Origin of the sequence: Streptomyces sp. NPDC006368 (genome assembly GCF_040612535.1) — a bacterium.
Classification (GTDB): Bacteria; Actinomycetota; Actinomycetes; order Streptomycetales; family Streptomycetaceae; genus Streptomyces.
The window spans coordinates 1-23145 of the sequence record NZ_JBEXQK010000021.1 but is presented as its reverse complement, the minus strand read 5'-3'; the positions used below and the strand labels follow the sequence as shown (position 1 = coordinate 23145).

General features: G+C 71.9%; 21 protein-coding genes. 8 read left to right on the top strand and 13 right to left on the bottom strand.

Annotated elements, in window-relative coordinates; genetic code table 11:
• Nucleotides 1-9 precede the first annotated feature (9 nt).
• From ABZZ38_RS17570 to ABZZ38_RS17535, 8 genes are all read right to left on the bottom strand, one after another.
• The gene (locus ABZZ38_RS17570; protein ID WP_356740509.1) at nucleotides 10-2268 is read right to left on the bottom strand and encodes a hypothetical protein; all 2259 of its coding nucleotides are present in this window, start codon (nucleotides 2266-2268) and stop codon (nucleotides 10-12) included.
• A gap of 116 nt (nucleotides 2269-2384) precedes the next feature.
• Nucleotides 2385-4937, bottom strand: a complete 2553-nt coding sequence (locus ABZZ38_RS17565) for a DUF6603 domain-containing protein (RefSeq protein ID WP_356740507.1) — start codon at nucleotides 4935-4937, stop codon at nucleotides 2385-2387.
• A 446-nt stretch (nucleotides 4938-5383) separates the two neighbouring features.
• Nucleotides 5384-5743 (bottom strand): hypothetical protein, encoded by a 360-nt coding sequence (locus ABZZ38_RS17560; protein ID WP_356740505.1) that lies wholly within the window; start codon nucleotides 5741-5743, stop codon nucleotides 5384-5386.
• A 308-nt stretch (nucleotides 5744-6051) separates the two neighbouring features.
• A complete protein-coding gene (locus tag ABZZ38_RS17555) occupies nucleotides 6052-6747 on the bottom strand; it encodes a DUF3618 domain-containing protein (protein ID WP_356740503.1) in 696 nt (231 codons plus the stop codon).
• Entirely contained in the window at nucleotides 6723-7139 is a 417-nt protein-coding gene (locus tag ABZZ38_RS17550; protein ID WP_356740501.1) for a phage holin family protein, read from the bottom strand. Before ABZZ38_RS17550 ends, ABZZ38_RS17555 begins: the two co-directional genes overlap by 25 nt.
• 1 nt (nucleotide 7140) lies before the next feature.
• Nucleotides 7141-7746 (bottom strand): hypothetical protein, encoded by a 606-nt coding sequence (locus ABZZ38_RS17545; protein ID WP_356740499.1) that lies wholly within the window; start codon nucleotides 7744-7746, stop codon nucleotides 7141-7143.
• A 175-nt stretch (nucleotides 7747-7921) separates the two neighbouring features.
• Entirely contained in the window at nucleotides 7922-8602 is a 681-nt protein-coding gene (locus ABZZ38_RS17540; RefSeq protein WP_356740497.1) for a DUF2071 domain-containing protein, read from the bottom strand.
• Between the two features lie 360 nt (nucleotides 8603-8962).
• Nucleotides 8963-9517, bottom strand: a complete 555-nt coding sequence (locus tag ABZZ38_RS17535; RefSeq protein WP_356740495.1) for a DoxX family membrane protein — start codon at nucleotides 9515-9517, stop codon at nucleotides 8963-8965.
• Between the two features lie 175 nt (nucleotides 9518-9692).
• On the opposite strand from ABZZ38_RS17535, the gene ABZZ38_RS17530 reads away from it, so the two are divergent.
• Nucleotides 9693-10115, top strand: coding sequence for a DUF350 domain-containing protein (locus tag ABZZ38_RS17530; protein WP_356740493.1), 423 nt, complete (start codon nucleotides 9693-9695; stop codon nucleotides 10113-10115).
• 213 nt (nucleotides 10116-10328) lie between these two features.
• On the opposite strand, the gene ABZZ38_RS17525 is transcribed toward ABZZ38_RS17530, so the two are convergent.
• Complete coding sequence (locus ABZZ38_RS17525) at nucleotides 10329-10799, bottom strand: hypothetical protein (protein ID WP_356740491.1); 471 nt, start codon at nucleotides 10797-10799, stop codon at nucleotides 10329-10331.
• Nucleotides 10796-12229: a WGR domain-containing protein gene (locus tag ABZZ38_RS17520; RefSeq protein WP_356740489.1), complete on the bottom strand. Its 1434-nt coding sequence runs from the start codon at nucleotides 12227-12229 to the stop codon at nucleotides 10796-10798. The genes ABZZ38_RS17525 and ABZZ38_RS17520 overlap by 4 nt, the downstream gene beginning before the upstream one ends.
• A gap of 270 nt (nucleotides 12230-12499) precedes the next feature.
• Here ABZZ38_RS17520 and ABZZ38_RS17515 point away from each other — a divergent pair, with 270 nt between their 5' ends.
• The 3 genes from ABZZ38_RS17515 to ABZZ38_RS17505 all read left to right on the top strand — a co-directional run bounded on the left by ABZZ38_RS17515 (nucleotide 12500) and on the right by ABZZ38_RS17505 (nucleotide 16935).
• The gene (locus ABZZ38_RS17515; protein WP_356740487.1) at nucleotides 12500-13264 is read left to right on the top strand and encodes a peptidoglycan recognition protein; all 765 of its coding nucleotides are present in this window, start codon (nucleotides 12500-12502) and stop codon (nucleotides 13262-13264) included.
• A gap of 99 nt (nucleotides 13265-13363) precedes the next feature.
• On the top strand, nucleotides 13364-14950 hold the full coding sequence (locus ABZZ38_RS17510; protein WP_356740485.1) for a sigma-70 family RNA polymerase sigma factor: 1587 nt from the start codon (nucleotides 13364-13366) through the stop codon (nucleotides 14948-14950).
• Between the two features lie 209 nt (nucleotides 14951-15159).
• Nucleotides 15160-16935 (top strand): transglycosylase domain-containing protein, encoded by a 1776-nt coding sequence (locus ABZZ38_RS17505; RefSeq protein WP_356740483.1) that lies wholly within the window; start codon nucleotides 15160-15162, stop codon nucleotides 16933-16935.
• Between the two features lie 312 nt (nucleotides 16936-17247).
• Here the strand turns inward: ABZZ38_RS17505 and ABZZ38_RS17500 are convergent, their stop codons facing one another.
• On the bottom strand, nucleotides 17248-17628 hold the full coding sequence (locus ABZZ38_RS17500; protein ID WP_356740481.1) for a hypothetical protein: 381 nt from the start codon (nucleotides 17626-17628) through the stop codon (nucleotides 17248-17250).
• 203 nt (nucleotides 17629-17831) lie between these two features.
• On the opposite strand from ABZZ38_RS17500, the gene ABZZ38_RS17495 reads away from it, so the two are divergent.
• Nucleotides 17832-18308, top strand: a complete 477-nt coding sequence (locus ABZZ38_RS17495) for an ATP-binding protein (protein WP_356740479.1) — start codon at nucleotides 17832-17834, stop codon at nucleotides 18306-18308.
• Nucleotides 18309-18453: 145 nt separating this feature from the next.
• Here ABZZ38_RS17495 and ABZZ38_RS17490 read toward each other — a convergent pair whose 3' ends face one another.
• Both ABZZ38_RS17490 and ABZZ38_RS17485 read right to left on the bottom strand, forming a co-directional pair.
• Entirely contained in the window at nucleotides 18454-18702 is a 249-nt protein-coding gene (locus ABZZ38_RS17490) for a hypothetical protein (protein ID WP_356740477.1), read from the bottom strand.
• 198 nt (nucleotides 18703-18900) lie between these two features.
• A complete protein-coding gene (locus ABZZ38_RS17485) occupies nucleotides 18901-19893 on the bottom strand; it encodes a helix-turn-helix domain-containing protein (protein ID WP_356740475.1) in 993 nt (330 codons plus the stop codon).
• Nucleotides 19894-20037: 144 nt separating this feature from the next.
• Between ABZZ38_RS17485 and ABZZ38_RS17480 the strand changes: the two genes are divergently transcribed.
• From ABZZ38_RS17480 to ABZZ38_RS17470, 3 genes are all read left to right on the top strand, one after another.
• Nucleotides 20038-20628: a cysteine hydrolase family protein gene (locus ABZZ38_RS17480; protein WP_356740473.1), complete on the top strand. Its 591-nt coding sequence runs from the start codon at nucleotides 20038-20040 to the stop codon at nucleotides 20626-20628.
• On the top strand, nucleotides 20628-21347 hold the full coding sequence (locus ABZZ38_RS17475) for a cysteine hydrolase family protein (protein WP_356740471.1): 720 nt from the start codon (nucleotides 20628-20630) through the stop codon (nucleotides 21345-21347). The genes ABZZ38_RS17480 and ABZZ38_RS17475 overlap by 1 nt, the downstream gene beginning before the upstream one ends.
• A gap of 430 nt (nucleotides 21348-21777) precedes the next feature.
• Nucleotides 21778-22845, top strand: a complete 1068-nt coding sequence (locus ABZZ38_RS17470) for a hypothetical protein (protein ID WP_356740469.1) — start codon at nucleotides 21778-21780, stop codon at nucleotides 22843-22845.
• Nucleotides 22846-23145 lie beyond the last annotated feature (300 nt).

Here is a 23145-nt window from a genome sequence, read left to right as displayed (position 1 = left end):
TGGCGGGGCTCAGGGCCGGGAGAACGTCTGCGCCTGCGGTGCGTTGATCATCTGCAGGGCGAACTGGGCAGAGGAGACCCGCTGGCCTCCTCCAAGCCCGTGGGCACTGGACAGGGCGGGCAGCAGTGCGTCGCCGGGGCCGTCGAGGTTGAGGACGTCGCGCCCGCCGGGGCGCAGGAAGCGGGCGAAGCCGGCCGGCTGGGGAAACTCGCCCATGGGGTGGCCGATCCGGTCGCCGGTGATCTCGCGCAGCTCGATGGTGCCGACGTCGCCGATGCCGAAACACAGGCCGCGCGGCGGCTCGGCGAGCTCGAAGCGGTCGATCACCTCCGGAAAGAGGATGAGCCGGGTCTCGGTGCCGAACACCGCGTCGCGCACCGGTTCGACGACGTCCTGTCCGGTGTAGGCGGTGACGATGGTGTTCGGCCAGTTCGGGACCAGGCTGGAGTTGATCAGCACCGCGCACTTCGGCACCGGCCCACCGCCGATGGCAAGAGCGTTGAGGTCCGCGTCCAGGGCATGTCCGACGCCGACGCTCAGCGCGCCGTCCACCGCCGCGCGTACCCAGGCGGCATCGACGTAGGCGAAGCGAATGCTCTCGGCGGGCAGTGCGCGGCTGTCGGGGACCAGGTGGGACAGATCCAGCAGCTCCAGACGGCGCAGCGCGTTCAGCCAACCGGTGACCTTGTCGAACTCGACGGCGGCGGCCTGGGTGAGAAGACCTGCGACACCGGGCTGGGTAAGGACGGCACGGACGTCGCCGGGGCTGCGGCGGGTGCGGGCGGCTGTGCGGCGGCGGCCCGAGCGCAGCTGTGAGCCCGCCTGGTCGAGGGCCTGGACGAGGCGGGCGCTGCCGCCGCGTCCATACCCGTCATCGCTGTCGCCGGCGGTGAGGAGACGGTCGAACGCCTCGTAGGCCAGGGGCGCGGTGACCTGGCGGGCGGTGAGCGCGGTGGCCGCCCGGGAGGCCAGGTCGGGGTGGGAGGCGAGACGGCGGGCGGCTGTGCGGGCGGCGGAGCGGAACTCCAGCAGGGCGGTGCGGAACTCGGCGTCGGCCAGGGCCAGGGTGCGTCCGATGGTGAAGGCTGCGGCGTAGGCGGTGTCAAAAACGCCGTACTGCTGGAGGTAGATCAGTGCCTCGCCGGCCGAGTCCAGGCGGCCTTCGGGTCCGGCGGAGGGGTCGGGAAGCTCCTGTGCGGGTTGGGCGGTAAGGGGGCCTTGGTAGAAGGCAAGGGTGCGCTCGCCGCTCTCCAGGCGCTGGGGCAGGGCGACGGCGCCGCCCGCCATGCGGTCCAGGGCCTCCTTCTGCGGGCCCGCCGGATTGGCCGGCCCGGAGGCCGGTACGCGCAGGCGCAGTTCATCGGCAGGGCGCGGCGTTTTGCCGTCGGTGGTGGCCAGGTGCTGGGCGAGGTCGCCGAAGCCGATGCCGGAATCGGGTTCGGTGGTGAAGGACCACGAGGCCAGGGAGACCAGGCGCACCCCCTCGGCCGGTGCGGGAGCGGTCAGGTAGCGGTCGTGGCCTTCGAGGGAGACCAGGTGGGCGACGTGCCGCCCGCCGGTGGCGGCGGGGAAGCGGTTGGCGACCAGGACGGCGTTGAGTTCGCCCTCGTCGGGCTCCGGGTCGGCGCCGAAGACGGTGGCGTCGGGGCGGCCGCCTTCACGCAGGTGCGCGAGATAGCCCATCTCGACAGGCAGCGGCTTGACCGCGTCGAACAGCTCTGCGGGGACGCGGATGGTGGCGCACTGCTCGTCGTACTCGTCCGGGCGCATGCTCTGCGGGTCGATGCCAGGCACCACACCGTCGCCCAGGTCACCGTCCAGCAGCTCGCGAACAGTGCCGGCCTTGACCAGGCCCACCGCGTCCGGGTCCTCGTCGGGAAGTTCGCCCTCACGGAACAGCAGCAGCGCCATCCACGGGACGGCGCCCGGCTGGCCCTCTGCGAGCAGGCGAGCCCAGGGGAGGCCGGGGGCATCAAGGTTGATGTGGGCGAGGGTCTGGCTGTAGGTGCCAACCGCGTCGGGGACGGGGAAGCGGGCGTTGATGCCGGTCGGGTCGAAGCTGAAGCGCGGCTGCACGACGTCGAAAGGCTGGGGTGCGGCGTCGACGGTCCGGTCGGCTCCGTCGACGTCCTTGAGGATCTGCCGGTTGCCGATGATGTAGCGGCCGGCGTACAGGGAGGGGATGCGGTGGTCGAAGAACCGGGTGCGGTGCTCGGCCGCCGGTGCGCTGGTGCGCGGCTGGGGAGCGGGTTCGGAGGTGGTGGTCACGGGGCGTGCCTTTCGACAGGACGCGGCGGGCGGGAAGTCACGGGTGCCGCGAATGGGCGCGCGGCGGCGCGGGCCGCCCCGCTCGACGGGTATGGGCAGCCCTGGCAGGGGTCGGGTCAGCCGGCGGCCACCAGCATGGGCTCGGCGGTGAAGGCGGTGCTTGCGGCATGCGCGTAGCCGCTCAGGTCGCTGTCGAGGACGCCGAGGTCCGCACCAAGATCGGCCAGTGCCTGGGCCAGGGCGGTGCGGTTGGCGCGGGTGGCGGTGGTGTCGATGCCGTCCTGGATCGCGGCGATGACGCCGCCGGGCCGCGTCGGCACCGGCCCCGTGGCCTGTTCGCCGTCGGACAGCGGCTGGTTGCCGTCGGGGTTGATCGGGTCGAAGGAGATGGCCTTCTCGTCGAGGAACCCGGTGGAGGTGCCGTGGTCGACCGGTGGGGACGTCAGCCGCATCCCGAGGATCCGGTCGGGGATGATCCCGTCGTTCGGTGCGTCCGGCTGCTGGCCCCACAAGCCGTTGGGCACATTCCCGCGCAGCACCGCGCGGCCCCAGAGCGTCAGCTTGTATGTGCTGGCGCCGTTGTAAGTGACCCAAATGCGCAGCTCACTGCCCTTGCCGCGCACGTGCATGGGCAGGATGTCCACCGGAGCGTCACTGGCGACCTCGGTAGTGTCACCGCCCTGGTTCAACAAGACCTTGCTGACAGGGGCCTGGGTGTCGGCGGTGAAGGTGAAACCACCATTGCTGACCAGCCACGGTTTGACGTCGCCGCGGGTCGGCGGAGCGCCTTCGCCGGTGTACCCGGCGATCGGGGTGGTGCGGACCATGTTCTCGGGCGGCGGGAGCATGCCCTGAAAGCCGCCCCAGTCCAGTGCCGGGGGCTGATTGCGGCGGCCGGCGCCGAACGGAATGGTGAAGGAGATGAACCACAGGTGGACGGTGGCCTCGCCGCCGACCGCCGGTCCCCAGACGCGCACGCTGACGCCGACCTCGACCGAGATCCTGATCTTGACGAACCAGACCTTGATGGTCGCGGAGACCCCGACCCGCACCCCCATCCCGACGTCGAAGTAGAAGGGGTTCCACTCCAGCAGCGCGTCCACCCGGGCGGTGAGCCAGGCGCGCAGCATGCCGGACTGGAAGACGACGTCCAGGGAACCGCCGGCCATCAAGGACTTGGGCGTGAACGCGGCATAGGCGTTGCCGGTGATATTGACGGTCGACCCGACACCCCAGGTCAAACCAGCCGGCTGCTGCTTGGGGTAGCGGGCGGGCAGTTCCCGTCCCTTGGGGATCGCGCCGAGCATGAGCGCGAAGTCGCCCGCCTGGGCGTGGTTGCCGAACCAGAACTTCATGCCGACGCCGCCGCGCAGCTTGCAGTTCGGGTCGATGAGGAACGTCTTGTCGGTGAACGCCGCGCCGATGCTCAGCTCCCCGGCCGCCGGGCGCAGGGTCGCCTCGATGCCGATCTCCACCCGGGCGATCTTCTTGTCGCTCTTGGTGGGCAACTGCATCCCGGCCGCACCCAGCAGGCTGATCGTCAGATCCGAGCCGGTCTGCACCAGAGCCATGGCGCGGCCGCTGAAGGTCTCGAAGCAGTCGAAGGCCAGGCCCGCCGCGAACCACAGGTCGCCCTGCTGGGGGCGCACCCACGGATTTGCGCCGCCGATCAGCTCGCCGAGGACCTTGAGCGGGTCGACCTCCTCGTCGTCGGCGCCGATCTCGCCCGGGTTGTCGAGCGCGACCAGGAACGGGAAGTCGTCCAGCGCGTCGGCGGCCGGCACCCGCACGCGGCTGTTCCAGCCGAACCCGGCGGAGATGCCGCGTACCTGGAACAGCGGCGGCCCGAAGCCCACCTGGCTGCCCAGCGAGCCGTAGGCGAACAGCGACGGATCGGCGCCCGAGCCGTCGGGGATGACGTAGGCGCCCATAGCGGAGCCATTGAACGCACCGGTGTCCACCAGCAACACCCCGCCGACCACCGTCCTGTACGGCGGGGCGGCCGGCAGCGCGGTCAACGCGCCGGCGATGCGCAGCGGCGGGTTGTAGTAGTCGACGCTCAAGCCGTTCTCACCGCCCGGCGTGCCGATCGGCGACCATCCGCGCACCGCCGGGGAGTCCAGGACACGCACACCCTTGCGGCGGCCCGGCCCAGGACGGGGGACGACGATGCCATGCTCGGTGACCAGAGCCCGAGGGCTGCGATCGCGGGCGGCGCCGTCCCGCTGCTTCACGGCAGGCAGGGCACGGCCCAGGCCGTCCAGGCGCTCGGGATCGGTCGGCGGCGCAGGGCTGCGCCTGGTCAACCGCAGCGCCCGGCCGTCCGTCAGCGCCCAGGCGCCGGCGGGCAGAGACGTACCGCCCGGAGCTCCGTCGACCAGAACCAGACTGCGGCCCCCACCGAGATCGACCGCGGCCACCGTTCCAGTAACCCACTCGCCCTCGACGGTGAACGCGACATCCACCGGCGCCGAGGACGCGGTGATCGTGGCCTGCCCCCCGACCGACAGAGTCCGCGAACCGCACACCGCGCCGTCAATCCGCACGGTGCCGCCCGGAAAGACGAGCGCTGCGGCATCGGGGTCGGTAAACACGGACACCGGGATCTCGACCGCACCGCCCGCCGCCTGGTCGAGAAGCTTTCGTACGTCTTCGACGCGTGCTGTCACAGCGATCCAGCCCTCTACTCGCGGCACAAGGGGAAGGCGAAAGCACGCCCTGATCCCCGTGTCGGGTCAGGCGTGTCCGCTGCAAGGAGCCTAACCAGGCAAGGACTCAAAGCATTCGCGTAACTACATAAAGTGAAGAGGTTGACCTAAAGGCGATGCCCGCCTCACGGATGGAAGGCACAGCGTGGACAGCATCGCCCTGCATGCAGAAGCGTTCCATCCGGCTCCGCCAAGCCCTGCGTGAGCAGTCAACTTGGCCGCGAGCCGACCTACCGCCAGCCTCGCGGCACGCGACCCGAACCAGCCAGCATGAAGGACCACACACCGGGCTGCGGCCACAGCGATGGCTTAGCGGACGGGCCCGGGGGCGTTGGGTGGGGGTATGGCAGGGGCCCGGGACCAAGCAGCGCGGCGATGCCCAGCAACTCGGCTACCAGATTCGACCACTACCGACGGTGACTAGTGATCACAACCATGGGGCAGCTTTGCTCACGCCCGTCCGAGACGGTGCCCCTGGAGGAACAGGTTGGCTCCCTTGCGCGCCGGATCAGCTTGCCGAGGCCGTCGAGGTCCGCGCGCATCCGGCCGGACAGGCGCAGCAGGATGGCGGGCCTGCCGGCGACCCCGACGTAGAGCGGCGAGTCGTACCGGTCCCGGAGCAGCTCGACGTAGGAAAAGATCCGGGTGTCCGACCAGTGCTCGTCCGTGGGACGGCGCCGACGTGCGTCCTGCGCAATGTGCTCCGTCTTGCTCGGCTCGCTGACGACGGGCATCCGCGCCTGCGGCTCGGAGTTGGTGGCGCTCACGGACCGCTTCCTGCCGAACCATGCCGTGCCCCGCACGCTACCGCGCGGGTACCGGGCCCACCGGACTCGGTCGGCCGCCGGGCATGCGCGGTGCAACCGATCCGGGACGTCGGCCGGCGCGACGCGACATCTCTCGACGGCGGAACTCGTCGAGGCTGCAACGTCCTCAACTCCGCCTGCATCTCGGCGCCGTGGCGCGGCAGTGACCGCGTCCTTCCCGAGCGCGCCCGCTGCCGGCGCCCGGGCCGGGGCAGAGCACCCGGCCCGGGTGTTGACGGCCACCGACGCCGGTGGGCGTCACACGGTTCTCACGCGGTCCCGGGGGGCGTGGTGCCGGGGGTCTGGCCGCGTGCCTCACCGGCCACCTGCTGGCCGGAGTCGCGGGCCTGCTGGCCCACCTGCGTGGCCTGTTCGCGCGCTTGTTCCTGGGTCGTGCGCGCTGCCTCCGCGGCGGTTTCCTTGACCTGCCCGGCTGCCTGCTGCGCCGCCTGGGTGGCGTCCTCCTTCAGCCGCTGAGCGGATTCCGCGGCGGCCTGCTTGACCGGTTCGATCGCGTCCCCGGCCTGCTCGGCCAGTTGGGCGGCCGCCCGCTGCTCGGCCTGGGAGGTCGGCAGGAGTGAGGCGGCCAGCAGCCCGGCGCCGAAGGCGATCAGGCCGGCCGCGAGCGGGTTGCCCTGCGTCTGCCGTATGGCCTGCTCGGGCGCCTTCCTCACCGCCTCGCCCGCCTGTCCGGCCGCGTCGCGCACGGTGTCCGCCGCTTGGCCGGCGCCTTCCTGCACGGATTGGGCGGCCTGCTGCGTACGCCCCTGAGCCTTGCTCGTGGTGTGCGAGGCCGTGCCCATCACCCGCTCCCTGGCTCCGGACAGCGCACCGCGGACGCGTTGGGTGCGTCGGCGCGCCATCCGGCGAGGGCTGGTGCGGTCGGCCAGCCGGTCGACGTCATAGGAGAGGCGATCCCGTGTCGCTTCGATCTCGCTCCTCACCTGGTCGGGTGACGTGCCCATTGCGCATCCTCCTTCAGTGTCTCCACGGTCTGTTCCGGCTTGGGGGACACCTCCCGCATGCGGGAGCGCCCCTTCATGAAGAGGACGGCGCCGATCACGGCCCACAGGGCGGTGATGATCAGCGCTGCCCAGCCGGTGTCCATCACGTTGGCCAGGCCGAACATGGCCGCCAGCGAAGCGAAGAGGGCCACCATGTAGCCGGCGAACCCGGCGCCCCCGTACATCCCCGCTGCCTTGCCCGCCTTGGTGGCCTCCACGCGGACCTCGGCCTTGGCCAGCTCCACCTCCTGCCGGAACAACTGCTGCACATCCGAGGTCACCGCGGACAGCAGTTCGCCCACCGAGCGGTCCCCCGTGCCCGGCGTCGGCGACTGCGGCGAGATCGACGTCATCTCACACCTCCGGGTAGCCCTGCAGCTCCGGCCGCACCGGCCCCGGTGCCAGGAAGGGCTCATCGCGGACCGGTGCGGCGGGCCGGGCGGGCCGGGCCTCCTCGGTTGCCTGCTCGGGGGTGTTCCGCGCCTGCTTGCCGCCGGCCTTGGCCAGGCGGCCCACTACGAGTCCGGCCAGCACGGCTCCGCCCAGGAACGCTCCCGGCCGGCGGCGCGCGAAGTCCTGCACGTTCCCCACGAGGCCATCCACCCCGTGCTTCTCAAGGTAGTCGGCCGCGCGGTTGCCGCCGTCGGCCGCCTGGGTCGCGAGGCTGCGGACCGGGGAGTCACCCGGTGCGTTCTCGGCCATTCCGCCGAGATCATCCGCCCACTGCCGCAACGTGCCGGCCACGCGTTCGGCCTGTCCCCGGGCCTCGCCGCGCACACGCTCCCGCAGGTCGCGCACCACCGTGCCCGCCTGCTGTCGCGCCTGCCCGGCCACCTCCTTGGCCTGCTCGGCGGCGACTCCGGCCACCTCACCGGCGGCCTGACCGGCCTGACCGGCCGTGGCCGCCACTTCCTTCTTGGCAGCCTGTCCCGTCTGCTGCACACGTTCGGCATCGCTCATAAGCCATTCCTCCTGCGCTCTCGCGGCACCGCGCCCCGCCGGTCGATTCCCGGCCGATGAGGCGGGGTCAGCGCCTCCGCGGTCATGCTGGAGGGCGGGTACCAACCCACGTCCACGCGAAACAGGAACCGGCCGACGGGCTGGGCGGACGCCGTCGCCGTGCGGGGGCGACGGGTCAGCGACCGCGGGCCGGCAGGCCGGTGGGGCGGCTGATTCCCAGCCGTACGGGGCCGACGCCCGGGGAGTAGTGCATGACGGGGTCGCCCACGGGGGCCGTGAGGCCGGCATGGGTGGTCAGGGTCTCCCGGACATCGAGGATCGTGCCGTGTGCGAGGGGCCACGGCTCGTGTTCGACGGGTGTCTCCCAGATCGAGCCGGCTTGTCGGGTGAAGGATCTCCACCGCGAGGTCAGCCAGACGTCCGCCTCGGCCGCTTCGACGGGTGCGCCGATGCGCACGCTCAGGCGGTAGGACGGGCCGCCGCCGCGCCGGTCGCCCGCGTAGTGGATGAGGGGGCCGTCGCGGCTGATCCTCAGATCTCCCAGGTGGTACGGCGCGCCGATCGCGCGGGCGGCGAGCATGAGGGGGTCGGTGACGTCGATGGACAGGAACCAGATGCCGTCCCTGCCGTTCGGCAGACGCACGTAGGTGCGCAGATTCGTTTCGAGGAAGTTCTGACCCGGTACGGGAACCAGGCCGAACACCTTCGTGGACCCCATCCGGAACGGCGTGAAGCCCACCCAGGCGGCGCCCCGGAGCACATCCACCGTGAGGCCGTCCGGGAGCAGTGCCTGAACCTCGTCAGGCGGGTAGGGCCAGTGCACGAACGACTGGCTCAACCACCGCGCGGTCAGCATCGGAACCCTGACCGGCTGCTCCGACGAAAGCGATGCCACACCCAGTACGTGCCCCCTCCCGGGCGCGGCATTCCCCGGACGGCGCTGTCCGCTGCGCCGGCCGGCGCTGCTTCGCCCCGCCGTGCCCGCACCGGAATGCCGCGCCGCCTGTGGCGAGTCACCCGGACGCCGCCCCGGTGACGTCGGACCCCGGTGACACCGGACGTGGTCGCCGTCGGCGGTGTGCCGCCGTGCGTACGGCTTCGGGTCTTCGGGGGGTGAGTCCGTCGGCGCGCGCCCGTCAACGGGCCGCGTCAGGTACGGCCGGCCGCCCCCGGCGGCCCCACCTGACGCCCCCAGCCCGGACGAGTCGTCGACCGCCTATGCGTGGCCGGCGGCGCCGACGTCGTCGGGCTCGCCGCCGTTCTGGGGCACCTGGTCCATGACGCGCTTGCCGATCACGGCAGCCGCGGCGAGCGCGCTGCCGGCGAAGGCAGCCGCCAGGGTCCAGGGCTGATCGAAGCGGTGACCGGTGACCTGGTCGAGGGAGTACCGCCCCGCGCCCGCCAGGCCGAGGGCGGCGGCGGTGAAGCCGAGGAAGGCCGGGTACTCGAAGCCGCCCGACTGGTTGAAGAACCCGGCCGGGACGTGCACGGCGACCGCCCCCGCCATCGCTCCGGCGGCGGCCGCCCCGGCCGCGGGTGTGGCCAGCCCGAGCGCGAGCAGCACTCCGCCGCCCGCCTCGCCGAGACCGGCGGCGACGGCGCTCCGCCTGCCGGGGCGGAAGCCCATGGCCTCCATGGCCTGCGTCGTCCCGGTGAGGCCCCCGCCGCCGAACCAGCCGAACAGCTTCTGGGCGCCGTGCGCGGCGAGTACCGAACCGGTGCCGACTCTCAGGAGGAGCAGGCCGAGGTCACGGCGGGCTGTGCGGTCCATGGAGATCTCCCGGGGGCGTGCGGCGGAGGCGTACTCATCCACTGTGGGTCGCCCGCCCCCCGCAGTGAGCCCGTTGCTGAGCCGTACGGGTCACCGCGCCGAACCGGTGCGCTACATTTTGCGTCTCCTTGACCGCGATCACTCAGATCTCCTTCCGATACGGAGCCGGCAACCCATGAGCGACATCGTCAACGGACTCGGCCGGGCCACCGCCTACGGCGCCCTCGGCGTGGTCCTGCTGATCCTCGGCATCGTCCTGGTCGACGTACTGACGCCCGGAAAGCTCGGCCGGCAGATCTGGGAGCAGCGCAATCGCAACGCCGCCGTGCTGCTGAGCTCGGCCCTGCTCGGTATCGGCGGCATCGTCTTCACGTCCATCTGGACGACGTACGACGACTTCGGCAAGGGCCTGGTGTCCACGGCGGCCTTCGGCGTGCTGGGGCTGGTGATGATGGCGGTGGCGTTCCTCGTGGTGGACCTGATCACGCCGGGCCGCCTCGGGGCGACGCTGGTCGAGCCGGAGCCGCACCCGGCGGTGTGGGTGACGGCGTCCTGCAACATCGCGGTGTCCGCCATCATCTCGGCGTCCATCGCCTAGCCGGGGCCTGTCCTTTGGGTCAGGCCGGATCAGGGAGCGGGGTCCGGTGCCGTGGATCGCGAGGCGGAGGAGGAAGCCACTGCGGTGGGGGCACGTCCCGTGCCCGAAGGGCTACGGGGGATAGGGGCGACCGACGACAACGCCGCGAGGCGCGGTGCCGGGGCACGCGAGCCCGGCAAGAACCGAAAGACGGGACCTCCGTCGCGTCAAGGGTCACTCGGCGGCGGGGACCGGCTCCACCTCCAGGAAGCGGCGTTTGCGCGGGCCGCGGTAGAGCAGCGCCTCCCAGCCGAGCCGCTCCAGCACCCGGGCGCACTCGGTCAGGGCTGCCTCCTCGCGCTGGGCGGCTCCGCCGCCGGGCGGGCCGAGCCACTCGACCCGTACCGTCCCCGGCCGCTCGCCCGGCGCGACGCGGTAGCCGGTCGTGACGCGGCGGCCCTCCGCGTCGACCGCCGAAGGTGTGACACCGGCCGCCTCCAGGGCCAGCGCCACCGCCCGGACGGGCCGGCTCAGCTCCCACGCGGCGGGGACGGCCCGGGGGTCGCCGCCCGCCGTGTTGGTCAGCCGCCGGATCTGCAGCATGCCCTCGAACGCGACCCGCACCTCGGCCGCGCGGCGCTCGCCCGCCGCCGCGTCCGCCGGCGGGCCGTCCCCGGTGGCGGCCTCGAACGCCTCACCGGTCATCGCAGCCTCCTGATGTCGCCCCGGACCCGGTAGAAGCCACCCGAGGCGGCGTGCAGCGCGTCGACGACGTACCGCGCTCCCGGTTCCCGTATCGCCCTGGGGAACTGCACGTTCCACGACGGGTCGTACCCCTCCGACACGACGTGGACCCGCACCCGGCCGCCGCTCTCCACGCACTCCACCACCACAGCGCCGGCGGGCGCGGCCGTCACCGTGGTCACCGCGGCCACCGCGGTGGCCGGCGCGTACGTGGGCAGGGCGGCGGCGAGCTTCACGTCACGCGCGACCGGCACCGTGCCCTGCTGGGCGGCGGTGATGGCCGCCTCGCTCGCGTCCACGCACACCAGGGAGCCGTCCGTGGTGACCAGGTACAGCCGCTCGTCGCGGTACTGCATCGACAGCGCCGAACCGCCCCCCGTGCCGAGCTTCCACAGCCGCGTACCGTCGCGGTCGAAGCAGTACACCGACGAGGAGGAGTCCCCGGCGAACACGAACCGGCCGCCGGGCGAGGTGGCGCAGGAGTAGACCGCGCTGTCGCAGCCGTACGTCGCCTCCACGGCGCCGTTCGCCTTCGAGAGCCGCTGGACCACCCGGTGCGCCGTGCCGGCGTACACCGCGTCGTCCTCCTGCCAGCCGAAGAGCACCCCGCCGTTGGTGGGCGTGTGCCACAACTCCTTACCGCCGTCCGGGGCATGCGCCGTCACGCCCGCCGTGTGCCCGTGGTAGACGGCCCGGTCGTCGGCGCGCACCATCCAGGCGTGCTCGCCGCGGCCACCGCGCGCCCACTGGTGCTCGTCCTCGTGGTCGATGACGGTGAGCCGGCCGGCGCGGTCCGCGACGTTCAGCACGCCCTCGTGGATGTCGAGCCAGAAGATGTCCACGTCGGCCGCGATGTCGTACGCCGCGAACGGCAGCTTGGACGACAGGTCGTACACCCGGCCGTCGTCACAGCCGGCGTAGATCCAGAAGTCGTCGGCGACCAGGCACTTGACGCCGTCCGGCAGCCGGTAGTGGGCGAGGACCTCGCCGCCGTGCGCGACGGTGTAGACGTCGCCCGCCTGGTTGCCCACCCAGCAGCGCTCGTCGTCGACGTGGATGCCGAACGCCGAGGAGCCCGTACGGAACCGCCACAGCACCGGCGCCACGGCCCGCGCGGTGGACGGCGCCGAGGTCACCTGACGGCGCGTGACCGCCCGGGGGGCCCGCTGCCCCTGCACGGCGGGCGCGTACCCCTTGCGCACCTTCTCGCCTATCTTCCTGGCCGCGGCTGCCTTCGCCTTCTCGGCCGTGGGAAAGGTCGACGTCTGCGTCTGCCCGGCGGCGCCGATCCGCCCGTACCGCACGGACACGACCTGCCCCTCGACCGTCACCTCGTAGAACTTGTGCGCGCCGCCGCCGTCCTGCGACAACTCCAGATACGTCCTCGACATGGCAGACCTCTCCCCAGGTCAGGCCCTACGGCGGTTCCGCGGGTCCCACTGCTCGAACAGTAGGGGGAGCCACTGACAATCACTCGGGACGCCCGTCGCCGCTCCCGGTCGGAGCAGTCCGGCGGGCGCGGCGACCACCAGCGCGGCGACGATGGAGCGGAGGCGCGACGCCCCGGAACCCGGAGGACCGGAGCCCGGAGCACCGGAGGCCGGAGCACTGGAACCAGCGGCGACGGGCGGGGACGAGCGGGGAGGAGCCCGAGGAGGATCATGCGTGTCACGAGGAGGCGCCGATCCCGTACCGCCGTCTCATTGGCGCTGCTCGCCCTCCTCTCCGCGACCTCCCTGTGGCTCCATCCCGCCGGTGCGCCGCTGCACGGCGCGAGCCCTCCGCCGGCGCGCAAGGTATCCGGGGACGGCCGCCATCAGGGGCCGCGGCCCGTCATCGTGTTGCGGAGCGCGTGGCGGGCCGAGACCGTGGACACGGCACCGGGAGCGCGTTTCGCGCCGGCCGTGCGGGCCGCCGTCATCCATCACACCAGCACGCCGAACGGCTACGACTGCGCGAGTGTGCCCGGCACGCTGCGCGACCTGTACGCCGGGCACGCGTACGGGCGGCAGTGGGACGACATCGGGTACAACTTCCTCGTCGACGCCTGCGGCACCATCTACGAGGGCCGGGCCGGTGGCGTGGACCGGCCGGTCGTGGGCGCGCACACCAAGGGGTTCAACGAGGGTACGGTCGGCATCGCGGCGATCGGCACCTTCGACAGCGGTCAGCCGGTGCCGGAACCGATGCTCGACGCGATCGCCCGGCTGGTCGCGTGGAAACTGGGCCCCCGCGGGCCCGATCCGCGCGGCAGCGTCGCCCTCGTGTCCACCAACGACGAGGCCCGTTTCCCGAAGGGCTCGACGGCTCTGCTCCCGGTCGTCGGCGGCCACGCGGACGGCTACCCCACGCGCTGTCCGGGCGCCGCGCTGTACGCGAAGCTCCCCGACATCGGCGCCCGAGCCGCCCGTATCCAACACCGCTGAGTGCGACCTGCGGCACGGGCCGTAGGTTCTTGTCAGCGCGGTCGTCCGGCGGTCTCCCCCGACGGCGGGACCGTACGGAACGGGAGACGGGGCAGGGCCATGCACAGGGACAGCGAGCACATACCGGAGCTTGTGGCGGCGGCGCGAGCCGGCGACGCGGAGGCGCGCGAGCGGCTCGCCGCCGACCATCTGCCGCTCGTCTACAACATCGTGGGCCGTGCCCTGGACGGGCACGCGGACGTGGACGACGTCGTGCAGGACACGATGTTCCAGGCGCTGGACAACCTGGGAGGGCTGCGCGAGCCGTCCCGGTTCCGGTCGTGGCTGGTCGCCATCGCGATGAACCGGATACGGCGGCGGTGGACCGACCGTCAACAGGCTCCCGTGGCGCCCCTGGAGCGCGTCGCGGACGCCGCCGACCCGGGCGGTGACTTCGTCGACCTGACGATCCTGCGGCTGGGCCTGTCGGGGCAGCGCCGGGAGGTCGCCGAGGCCACCCGGTGGCTCGACGAGGCCGATCGCGGTCTGCTGGCACTGTGGTGGCAGGAGGCCGCGGGCGAGCTGACCCGCGCCGAGCTGGCGGAGGCGCTCGGGCTCACGCCGCAGCACGCCGCCGTACGGATCCAGCGCATGAAGGCCCAGTTGGAGGTGGGCCGGGTGGTGGTACGCGCCCTCGCCTCCGGGCGGCGGTGCGGCGGCCTGGCGGCTCTCACCGCCCCGTGGGACGGCCGCCCGGAGGCCGTGTGGCGCAAGCGGATCGCCCGGCACGCCCGGAGCTGCGCTGTCTGTCGCGGGCACGGGACGGACCTGGTGCCGCCGGAGCGGTTGCTGGCGGGCCTGGCCCTCGTCGTGCCGCTGTACGGCCTGAACGCGGTGGGGTACGGGGAGTTCGGCATCGCAGCGGCGGCGTCGACGGCGGCGGAGGCGGGGCCGGTGCCGGTGCCGGGCGGCGCGGGCTCGACGGGACCGGAATCGGGGTCGGGGTCGGTGGGGCCGGCTTCAGGGGGTTCTTCCGGCGCGGCGACCGGCGCGGGGGCACGGCGGGCGGTGGTGGCCGTCGCGGGCACCGTCGCAGTCGGGGTGCTGCTGGCGTTGCTGTGGCCCACGCCGGTGTCCCCGTCCCCATCTCCGGGTGCGGGTGTGCCGATCACCGCCCCGCCGCCTGTCACGGAAACGGTCCCGGGAACGGACCCGGTGGCGTCCCCCACGCCCTCCCCCTCCCCCACCCTCACGGAACCGTCCGCGAAGCCGGCCCCGGCGCGCCGCCCGTCCACCACCACGCGCGCGCCCGCCCCCGCGTCCACTCCGGAGCAGCGCGTCACGGAGCTGGTCAACGCCCGCCGCGCGGAGGCGGGTTGCGCGCCGTTGCGCGTCGACCCCCGGCTCAGTTCCGCCGCACGGCGGCACGCACAGGACATGGCGGCGCGCGGGTACTTCGACCACCGCAGCCCCGAGGGGCAGCAGGCCGACGCGCGGATGTCGGCCGCCGGTTACGACTGGAGCGCGTGGGCCGAGAATCTGCACCGGGGCCCGAGGGATCCGGCCGCGGTCGTCGAGGGCTGGATGGACGGCTCCCTCCACCAGGAGAACATGCTGGCGTGCCAGTACCGGGACACCGGCGTGGCCGCCGTCCCGGGCCCGGACGGCCGGATGGTGTGGGTACAGAATCTGGCCCGCCCGTCCTGAGCCCGACATCAGCCGACCACACCGAGGTTCTGCGCCCACCCCAACTCTCTTCAGTGGCTGCCGCGCGGCAGCCGCGCGACAACAGTGGACACGTGCATGACTATGGGTCGTGGTCGGCGGTGAGGCTGTGCGCACGGCCTGAACGCCCCGCGGCCACCCCTCGTAGTACGGGTCAAGCATGCAGACCGTACGAAAGGGGGCGATCATCCGTGATATCTCGCCTGCGACGGACCGCGGGGTCGGCGCGCCGGTTCCGCGTCGATTACCCGCGCCGGGGCCGCCAGGGGCTGCGGCGGTTCATCCCGTCGTGGCGCCTGGTTCTCGGCCTGGCCCTGCTGGGGTGCGGCGCGCTCACCGCGCTGCTCGGCTACGTCTACTCCTCGGTGCACATCGCCGACGTGAACGACACCGCGCGCACCGAGGCCAATGTCTACTACTGGGCCGACGGCACACAGATGGTGAGCGTCGGCGCCATCAACCGGCAGAACGTGCCCCTGTCCGACATCCCGCCGTCGCTCCAGAACGCCGTGATCGCCGCCGAGAACGCCACCTTCTACAGCGACCCCGGCTTCTCGGCCCGCGGGCTCGCGCGCGCCGTGGTGAACATGGCGCGCGGCGGTGAGGTCCAGGGCGGTTCCACCATCACGCAGCAGTACGTGAAGAACACGTACCTGTCGCAGGACCGGACCGTGGACCGCAAGCTGCGGGAGCTGTGCCTGGCGGTCAAACTCTCCAGGAACCTGTCGAAGGAGGAGATTCTCCAGGGGTACCTCAACACCAGTTGGTTCGGCCGCAACGCCTACGGGGTGCAGGCGGCGGCGGTCGCCTACTACGGCACGGACGCCAAGGAGCTCGACCCCGCGCGCAGCGCCCTGCTGGCGGCGCTGCTCAAGAGCGGGGAGCTGTACGACCCGTCCGTGAGCGAGGCGAACCACCGCCGGGCGGAGGCGCGCTGGCGGTACGTGCTGGACCGTCAGGTGGAGCTGGGCCTGATGTCGAAGGAGGAGCGGGCGAGGTACACCGTCTTCCCGGAACCGCGCCCGCAGTCGGTGTCCACGAGCCTGTCGGGGCAGACGGGCTACCTGGTGGACGTGGCCAACAAGTACGTCCAGAAGCGGACCGGGCTCACCACGGAGGACCTGGGCCGTGGCGGCTACCGCATCCGTACCACCTTCGACCGGGCGCTGGTGGAGCAGTTGAAGCGCACGGTGGAGGACGTCACGGCCCGCTCGCTCGACCCGGCGCGCCGGATCGCCGACCGGGACGTGCAGGTCGGTGCCGCGTCGATCCGGCCCGGTGACGGGGCGGTGCTGGCGCTGTACGGCGGGTCCGACGCCACCGAGCACTTCGCCAACAACGCCGACACATCGGGGGTGCCGGCCGGGTCGGCGTTCCGTCCGTTCGTGCTGGCCGCGGCGCTGGAAGAGGGGTCGCGCACACCGGATCCGGAGACGGTGCGCGACGTGGCGGTCGGTGCCGGGCTGCTGCCGCAGAGCATGGCCCCGCTGGAGGACGCCTTCCTCACCGGCACCTCCACCCCGAGCGCGGTACGGATGGCCGACGCGTACGCCACCTTCGCCGCGGGCGGCAGGCAGACCGACCCGTACTCGGTCACCGCCGTCACCCACCAGGGCAGGCCGCTGGAGGGGCTGGAGCGGCCGTCGGCCCGGCAGGCCGTCGACGGGGAGGTGGCCGACGAGGTTCTGGAGGTGATGCGGGACGTCGCCGTGGACGCCTTGGACCTGGACGCCCTGCGTGCCCTCGGCTCGGTCGCCGCGGGCCGCACGGACGACGAGGACCGGCTGCCCGCCGCCTGGTTCGTCGGCAGCACGGAGGACCTGTCGACCGCGGTGACCATCTTCCGCAGCGAGCCGGGCAAGGACAGTCTGCTGCCGCTGACCGGAGTGGGCGGCTCGGGGCCGCAGCGGGGCGGCGACGACGTGCCGCTGCGGGTGTGGTCCTCGTACATGACCACGATCCAGTAGGCGCGGGGGCGGGGAGTGCGGCGAAGAGGCCGGTGTCCGGGAAGGACGCCGGCCTCGCTGAGCTGCGGGGCTGCGCGGTTCGGTTCCGCTGAGGCTGCGCGGTTCGGTTCCGTCGAGTCGGGCGGAGACCAGCGCGTCGTCCGAGCAGGAGCGGTGGGCCTCGCCGTATGCCCGCCGCGGGTGATCAGCCGTGCCCTCGCGGGGCGGACGCTCTGGCGGACATCGACGGTGGGGAACCGGTTCTTCGGTGACCGCCGCCGGCACGTGCGCGGCTACCACGCCCGACGCCTGGGGGCCGAGCGTGATCGCCGGTCATCCGGTGCGGCGGGCGGGCTGGGCCGGCGGCTGTACGGCGGGGGGCGAGAGCGAGGCGACCTGGGCCGCCGCGTCGGCCAGTCGCCCCACCTGGGGGCGGGCGCGGTCCGCGGCCGGCACCCCGGCGATGGCCGTCGCCTCGGGTGGCGGGGGCGCCGCCCGGTGACGCTCGTCGGGCCCGTTCGCGACCGAGGACCAGGTGCGCAGCCGGTGACTGGCGGCCTCGTCGAGGGTCACCGGACCCCCACGCTGCTCGGCCAGCCGGCTCGCCTCCCGGCCGAGTGCGGCCACGTCGTCCCAGCCGAGGCTGAGCACCACCGAGAGCTCGGCGCCGCCGCCGGGGAGCCCTTGCATCATCGGTTCACTGCGATCGGTCATGACGCTCCTGTCGTGGAGGCAGCAGGTAGCCGGTAGTACGCAGTCAGGGGGCGTCATGTTCACGCCGCCCCGTGAAGCGAATCGGCCCCCGGGTTACCGGCGGTCGCTGTCCGGCGGGCCCGCGCCGGCCCTCCCGCCACCGTCCGCGGCGAGCCCGGAGGTGTGCCATCGTGGCGGTCATGGGGTCGGCGAGGGACTTGGACATGGCGGTGTTCGTCGGGCTTCAGGCGTCCGGGAAGTCCACCTTCCACGCCCGGTGCCTGTCCGGCCGGTACGCGCTGGTCAGCAAGGATCTGTTTCCGCGGGGTGCCCGGCGCAGGCAGGAGCGTCAGATGCGGCTCGTGGCGGAGGCGCTGACCGCCGGCAACCCGGTGGTGGTCGACAACACCAACCCCTCGCCCGAGGATTGGGCGCCGCTGGTGGAGCTGGGCCACGCCCTTGGTGCGACGGTGACGGCGTACTGGTTCCCCCCGGACGTCGAGGGCTCTCTGCGGCGCAACGCCGCCCGCGAGGGGCGGGACCGGGTGCCGGACGTCGGGATCTTCGCCACGGCCGGGCGGCTGCGCGAGCCGTCTCTCGCGGACGGGTTCGACGCGGTGCTGGAGGTGCGTTTCGACGGCCACGGCGGCTTCGCCGTGCGTACCCTCGCCCGCGCGCCCCGCCCGTCCGGTCCCGGTTGACACGCCACGCGGGCGAACCGGCACCGGCCCGGCGGATCAATTCCGAACCGGGGCGTGGCGGGCTCACGGCCCCCTTGAGGGGCGGCTGGGAGCCTGCGCCGCCCCCGGTGGAGGCGACGGCCACCAGGCCGGCCCTCTCGTGCGCTCATTCGGTGCGGCGCCTGTAGGCCAGCAGCCGCACCCGGAGAACGATCGTGAACAGCACGACCGCGACGGCGCAGTACAGCACACCGTGGGCGGTTCCCCGGACGGCACCGATGACGCTCCAGACGACCCAGGCGCCGAGGAGCACGCACAGCGCGGTCCAGGCGATGTCCGCCATGCGGTTGTACAGCTGAGCGTGCTGGACCGTGCCCGGCTCCAGCTCCGACATCGTCTCTTGGTCGCGTTCCATGACACCTCCCGTCCCGGGGCCGTCCATCCCGGGCGGCCCCCATCCCTGGTGTCCCTCGTGCCCCGGCCGGCGGAGCTCACGCCGCCGTCGTCCGACGGCAGCCATCGCGGCCACCCGCCGGACCCGGTCGCGCCGCGCACGGCGCCGCCCGCGCCCGGGGGGGAAGGCGCCGCGCACGGCGGGTTGTGTCCGCGACGCTCAGTCGGGGCTGGTCCGGAAGCGGCGTCGGTACTCGGTCGGTGTCGTGTCGAGTCTGCGGCGAAAGGCCCTGACAAGGGTGTCGACGGTGCCGAATCCGCAGGTGGTCGCGATGCGTTCGAGGGTGGCGTCGGTGGACTCCAGCTGGTTGCGGGCCCTCTCGACGCGGACCGATTCGATGTAGGCGTGCGGTGTCGTGCCCAGCTCGTTCTTGAAGATCCGGGTGAGCTGCCGGTCACTGACGTGGGCCTGTTCGGCGAGGTGCGCGACGGTGAGCGGTGCGGCGGTGTTGCGCAGGATGTAGTGGCGGAGTTCTTCGATGCGCCGGGTCGTGGAGACCTGCTCCAGAGGGACGCTGAACTGACTCTGCCCACTTGGCCGTTTCAGGTACATCACCAGTTGCCGGGCGACGCGCAGTGCGACGGCTTCGCCGAGGTCGTCGGCGATGAGCGCGAGTGACAGGTCCAGACAGGCGCTGATCCCCGCGCCGGTCCACACGTTTCCCTCGCGGATGAAGATCGGATCGGAGTCGACCTCGACCGCGGGATGGTCGGCGGCAAGCTGCTGAGCGGTGGACCAGTGCGTGGTGGCACGCTTGCCGTCGAGGAGTCCGGAGGCGGCGAGGATGTGCGCTCCGACGCAGACGGAGGTGATCCTCCGGGTCCGCTGGGCGAGTTGTTTCACCCGCTCCACCACGGCTGGATCGACGAGCGCGTGCACGCGGCGGTGGCCGTCGACCTCGACCGAGCCCGGCACGACGAGTGTGTCGATGCTCCTCGTCGTCAGCTCTTCGAAGGTGACGTCGGGCAGGACACGGACCCCGGCGGCGGTGACGATGGGGTCCATGGTCTCGGCGGCGAGGGCCACGTCGTAACCCGCCGCGTCCTCTGTCTCGCGCCGTGCGAGGGAGAACACCTCCGGTGGCCCCGTGACGTCGAGCAGATCGACGCCTTCGAAGAGAACGATGACGATCAGTCGTTCGATGGTGTTCACGAGCCCCCCTGGCCGACGACGGTGATGTCATTTTCTGCATGCTAGATGACATTGCCGACGCGCGTGCCGGGCCATAACGTCATGGGTGCAGGTCACCGCACCGATGCACTCCTCCCTCAACTCCCCTCCCCCAGGTGGTACTCCATGCCCAGAACGACGCTGCGTCAGCTCAACGGCTTCGATGACACGCCCGCGAAGCTCGCCGACTCGACCCTGGTCCTGATCGATTATCAGAACACCTACACGACCGGCGTCATGGAGCTGGACGGCTGGCAGCCCGCCCTCGACGCCGCCGCCCGGTTGCTGGAACGCGCCCGCCGGGAGGGCGCCAAGGTCATCCATGTCGTCAACGACGGCGGCGAAGGCACACCGTACGACGTCCGCGCCGAGATCGGCCGGATCCATCCGGACGTAGCGCCGGCCGACGGCGAGCCCGTGGTCGTCAAGGAGGCCCCCAACGCCTTCCACGGTACCGACCTGGGCCGGCTCGTCGACGAGTCGGGCAGGAGCGATCTCGTCATCGCCGGGTTCATGACCCACATGTGCGTGGCGTTCACCGCCCAGGGAGCCTTCCTGCGAGGCAACCGGCCCACTGTCGTGGCCGATGCCAGCGCCACCCGCTCGCTCCCGGTCGCGGGTACGGAGCTGGACGCCCGCCAGGTGCACCTCAGCGCCCTCGCCACCATCGCCGACCTGTACGGGGTCGTCGTTCCGTCCCAGGAGGACCTCCACTGATGAAGCCGCTGCGTTCAGCCGTCGCGCTCTGCACCGCCGCCGTTCTCGCGGCCACCGTCGCCGCGTGCGGCGGAAGTTCCGAGGCAGCCTCCGCCACGGACGAGCCGTCGGCTTCCGTCGCTCAGGGGAACGTCGCCAAGGACACGACGACGTTGAGGGAACTCAACGGCTTCGACGAGACTCCGGCCAAACTGTCCGACGCGACGCTCATCCTCGTCGACTACCAGAACACCTACACCGACGGCGTGATGGAACTCGACGGGTGGCAGCCCGCGGTGACCAACGCGGAAGCCCTGCTGAAGCGGGCCCGTAAGGCCGGCACCCCGGTCATTCACATCGTCGACAAGGGTTACGACCTGAAGTCGAAGGCCGGTCAGATCATCCCCGCGCTCAAGCCCGTCAAGGGGGAGCCGGTCGTCGAGAAGAGCGTTCCGAACGCCTTCCACGGCACCGATCTCGCCGAGAAGGTCAAGAAGGCGGGGAAGAAGAATGTGATCGTCGCCGGATTCATGACCAACATGTGTGTCCTGTTCACCACGCAGGGCGCCTTCCTCAACGGGTACAAGCCGACCGTGGTCGCCGACGCCTCGGCCACCCGGCCGCTGCCGCTGAAGGGCAACCCGAACGGCATCCCCTCGAAGCAGCTCCACGAAGCCGCTCTCGCCACGGTCCAGGACCTCTACGGAGTCGTGGTGCCGTCGCAGGATTCCCTGACCTGAGAGTCGGTGTCCGGCAGGCGGCGCGGCCGAGCAGCCTCGGCCGCCCAACGGCCGGGCAGCGGTTGGCGGGTGGCGGGTCGCTCCCCGCGCCACGCGCCACGCGCCACCGCGCTGTCTGCCCGCTCCTGCCGATCCGGCTCCGATCCGGGTCCGGCTCCGGTCCGGCTGGAGCATGGCGGGCCTGCCGGCGACCGGAGCGTCGGCAGGCCGGTCCGCTTCTCCCCACGCTTGTCCCCACTTGGAACTTCCCCACCCTGAACTTCCCCCACCCTGAACTTCCCCCCACGTCTGTCCCCCCCCACCCTGAACTCCCCCCACATCTTTCCCCCCACCCCACAGAACACCGACATTCACCACGGAAAGACGGGGCATGGCAACTCGTAGAGGATTTCTGGGTACCGTTTCGGCAGCAGGGGCAGCCGCGCTCCTCGTGCAGACACAAGGGGCCACCAGCGCGTCGGCCGCACCGGCCGCGACCGACGAGAAGGCGGCACGGAACGCGATACGCAACGTCAACACCGGGATGCGCGCCAACTACGCGTCTCTCAAGTCCGAGCTGATCAAGCACCTCACCCCGGTCATCGTCGTCCAGAACAACGCCGTCGGCGGACGCTTCACCCTGATCAACAACGGGGTCCAGGTCGAGACGGTCGACCCGGTTCCGGAGTACTTCGAACTGGCCAAGTCCATCGCCCACATTCCTCTGGGCATCTACTCGGTGATCGCCGCCCACCTCAGCGACCAGGTGCCGAACATCCCCAACGCGGAGCGCATCGACCCGCACGACCTGGACATGGTCGCGTTCAAGACCCCGGGTGACAAGGGCTGGATCACTCCGCTGAACAGCTACCGGACCACACTGAATTCGGCACTCACGATGCTGCCCACCGCGAATCTCCCGCTCGACCTGGAAGCCGCCTGCAGCAAGATCCTCACGGAAGCCGTCACGTTCATCGACACCATCGTCAAGGCAGGGTCGTTCGACATGGTGGCGTTCAACCGGTTCGCCGCGACCGTCTACCCGTCCATCCGCGTCAACATGACCTTCGCCGCCACCGCGCAGATCACCGGCATAGAGGGGTTGATGAAGCGGTGGCGCACGCTGATCGGTGAGCAGGCGTGGAGCGACCTGTACGTCACGGTGCTGTCGATCTGGACGACGTCCGAACTGAACCAGGCGTCCATCATCATCCGCCGCACCATGAACCAGGCGAAGGTGAACACCCACCTGATCGACCTGCCCACCGTGCAGACCCTCTCGGACCCGATCGCCGTGGCCCTGGACAACCTGGCGCGCATCGTCCAGGACAACGTCGCCGCCGAGATGGTCTTCAACACCGACCTCCAGGTCGCTGACGCCCTCAAGGGCAAGGAGGACCTGCTGTCGGACGAGATCCTCCAGCAGATCGGTGGAACGGCGCCCACCGCCAAGACCGCCGCCTTCAGCGCGGCGGCAGCCGGGACCTGCCCGATCACCGGGCACACCGCGGCGGTGTGATCAACGGGCGCCTCCTGTCCCCGGGCCCTCGGGCCAGGGGGCGCCTCGGTCGGCCCACGGGACGTCCCACGGAGGTTCAGCCGACGCGCTGACCTGGTTCGCCGGCGCAGGAGTCGCAGGGCCGCAGGAGTCGCAGGACAAGGACACCCGTCCCCAACCGGTCGCCGACTGGTCGCCAGGAATGATCAAAGGCCGGTTTCGGATGTCTCCGAAACCGGCCCTGACCTGCGACTCTTTCGAGTCGGGACGACAGGATTTGAACCTGCGACCCCTTGACCCCCAGTCAAGTGCGCTACCAAG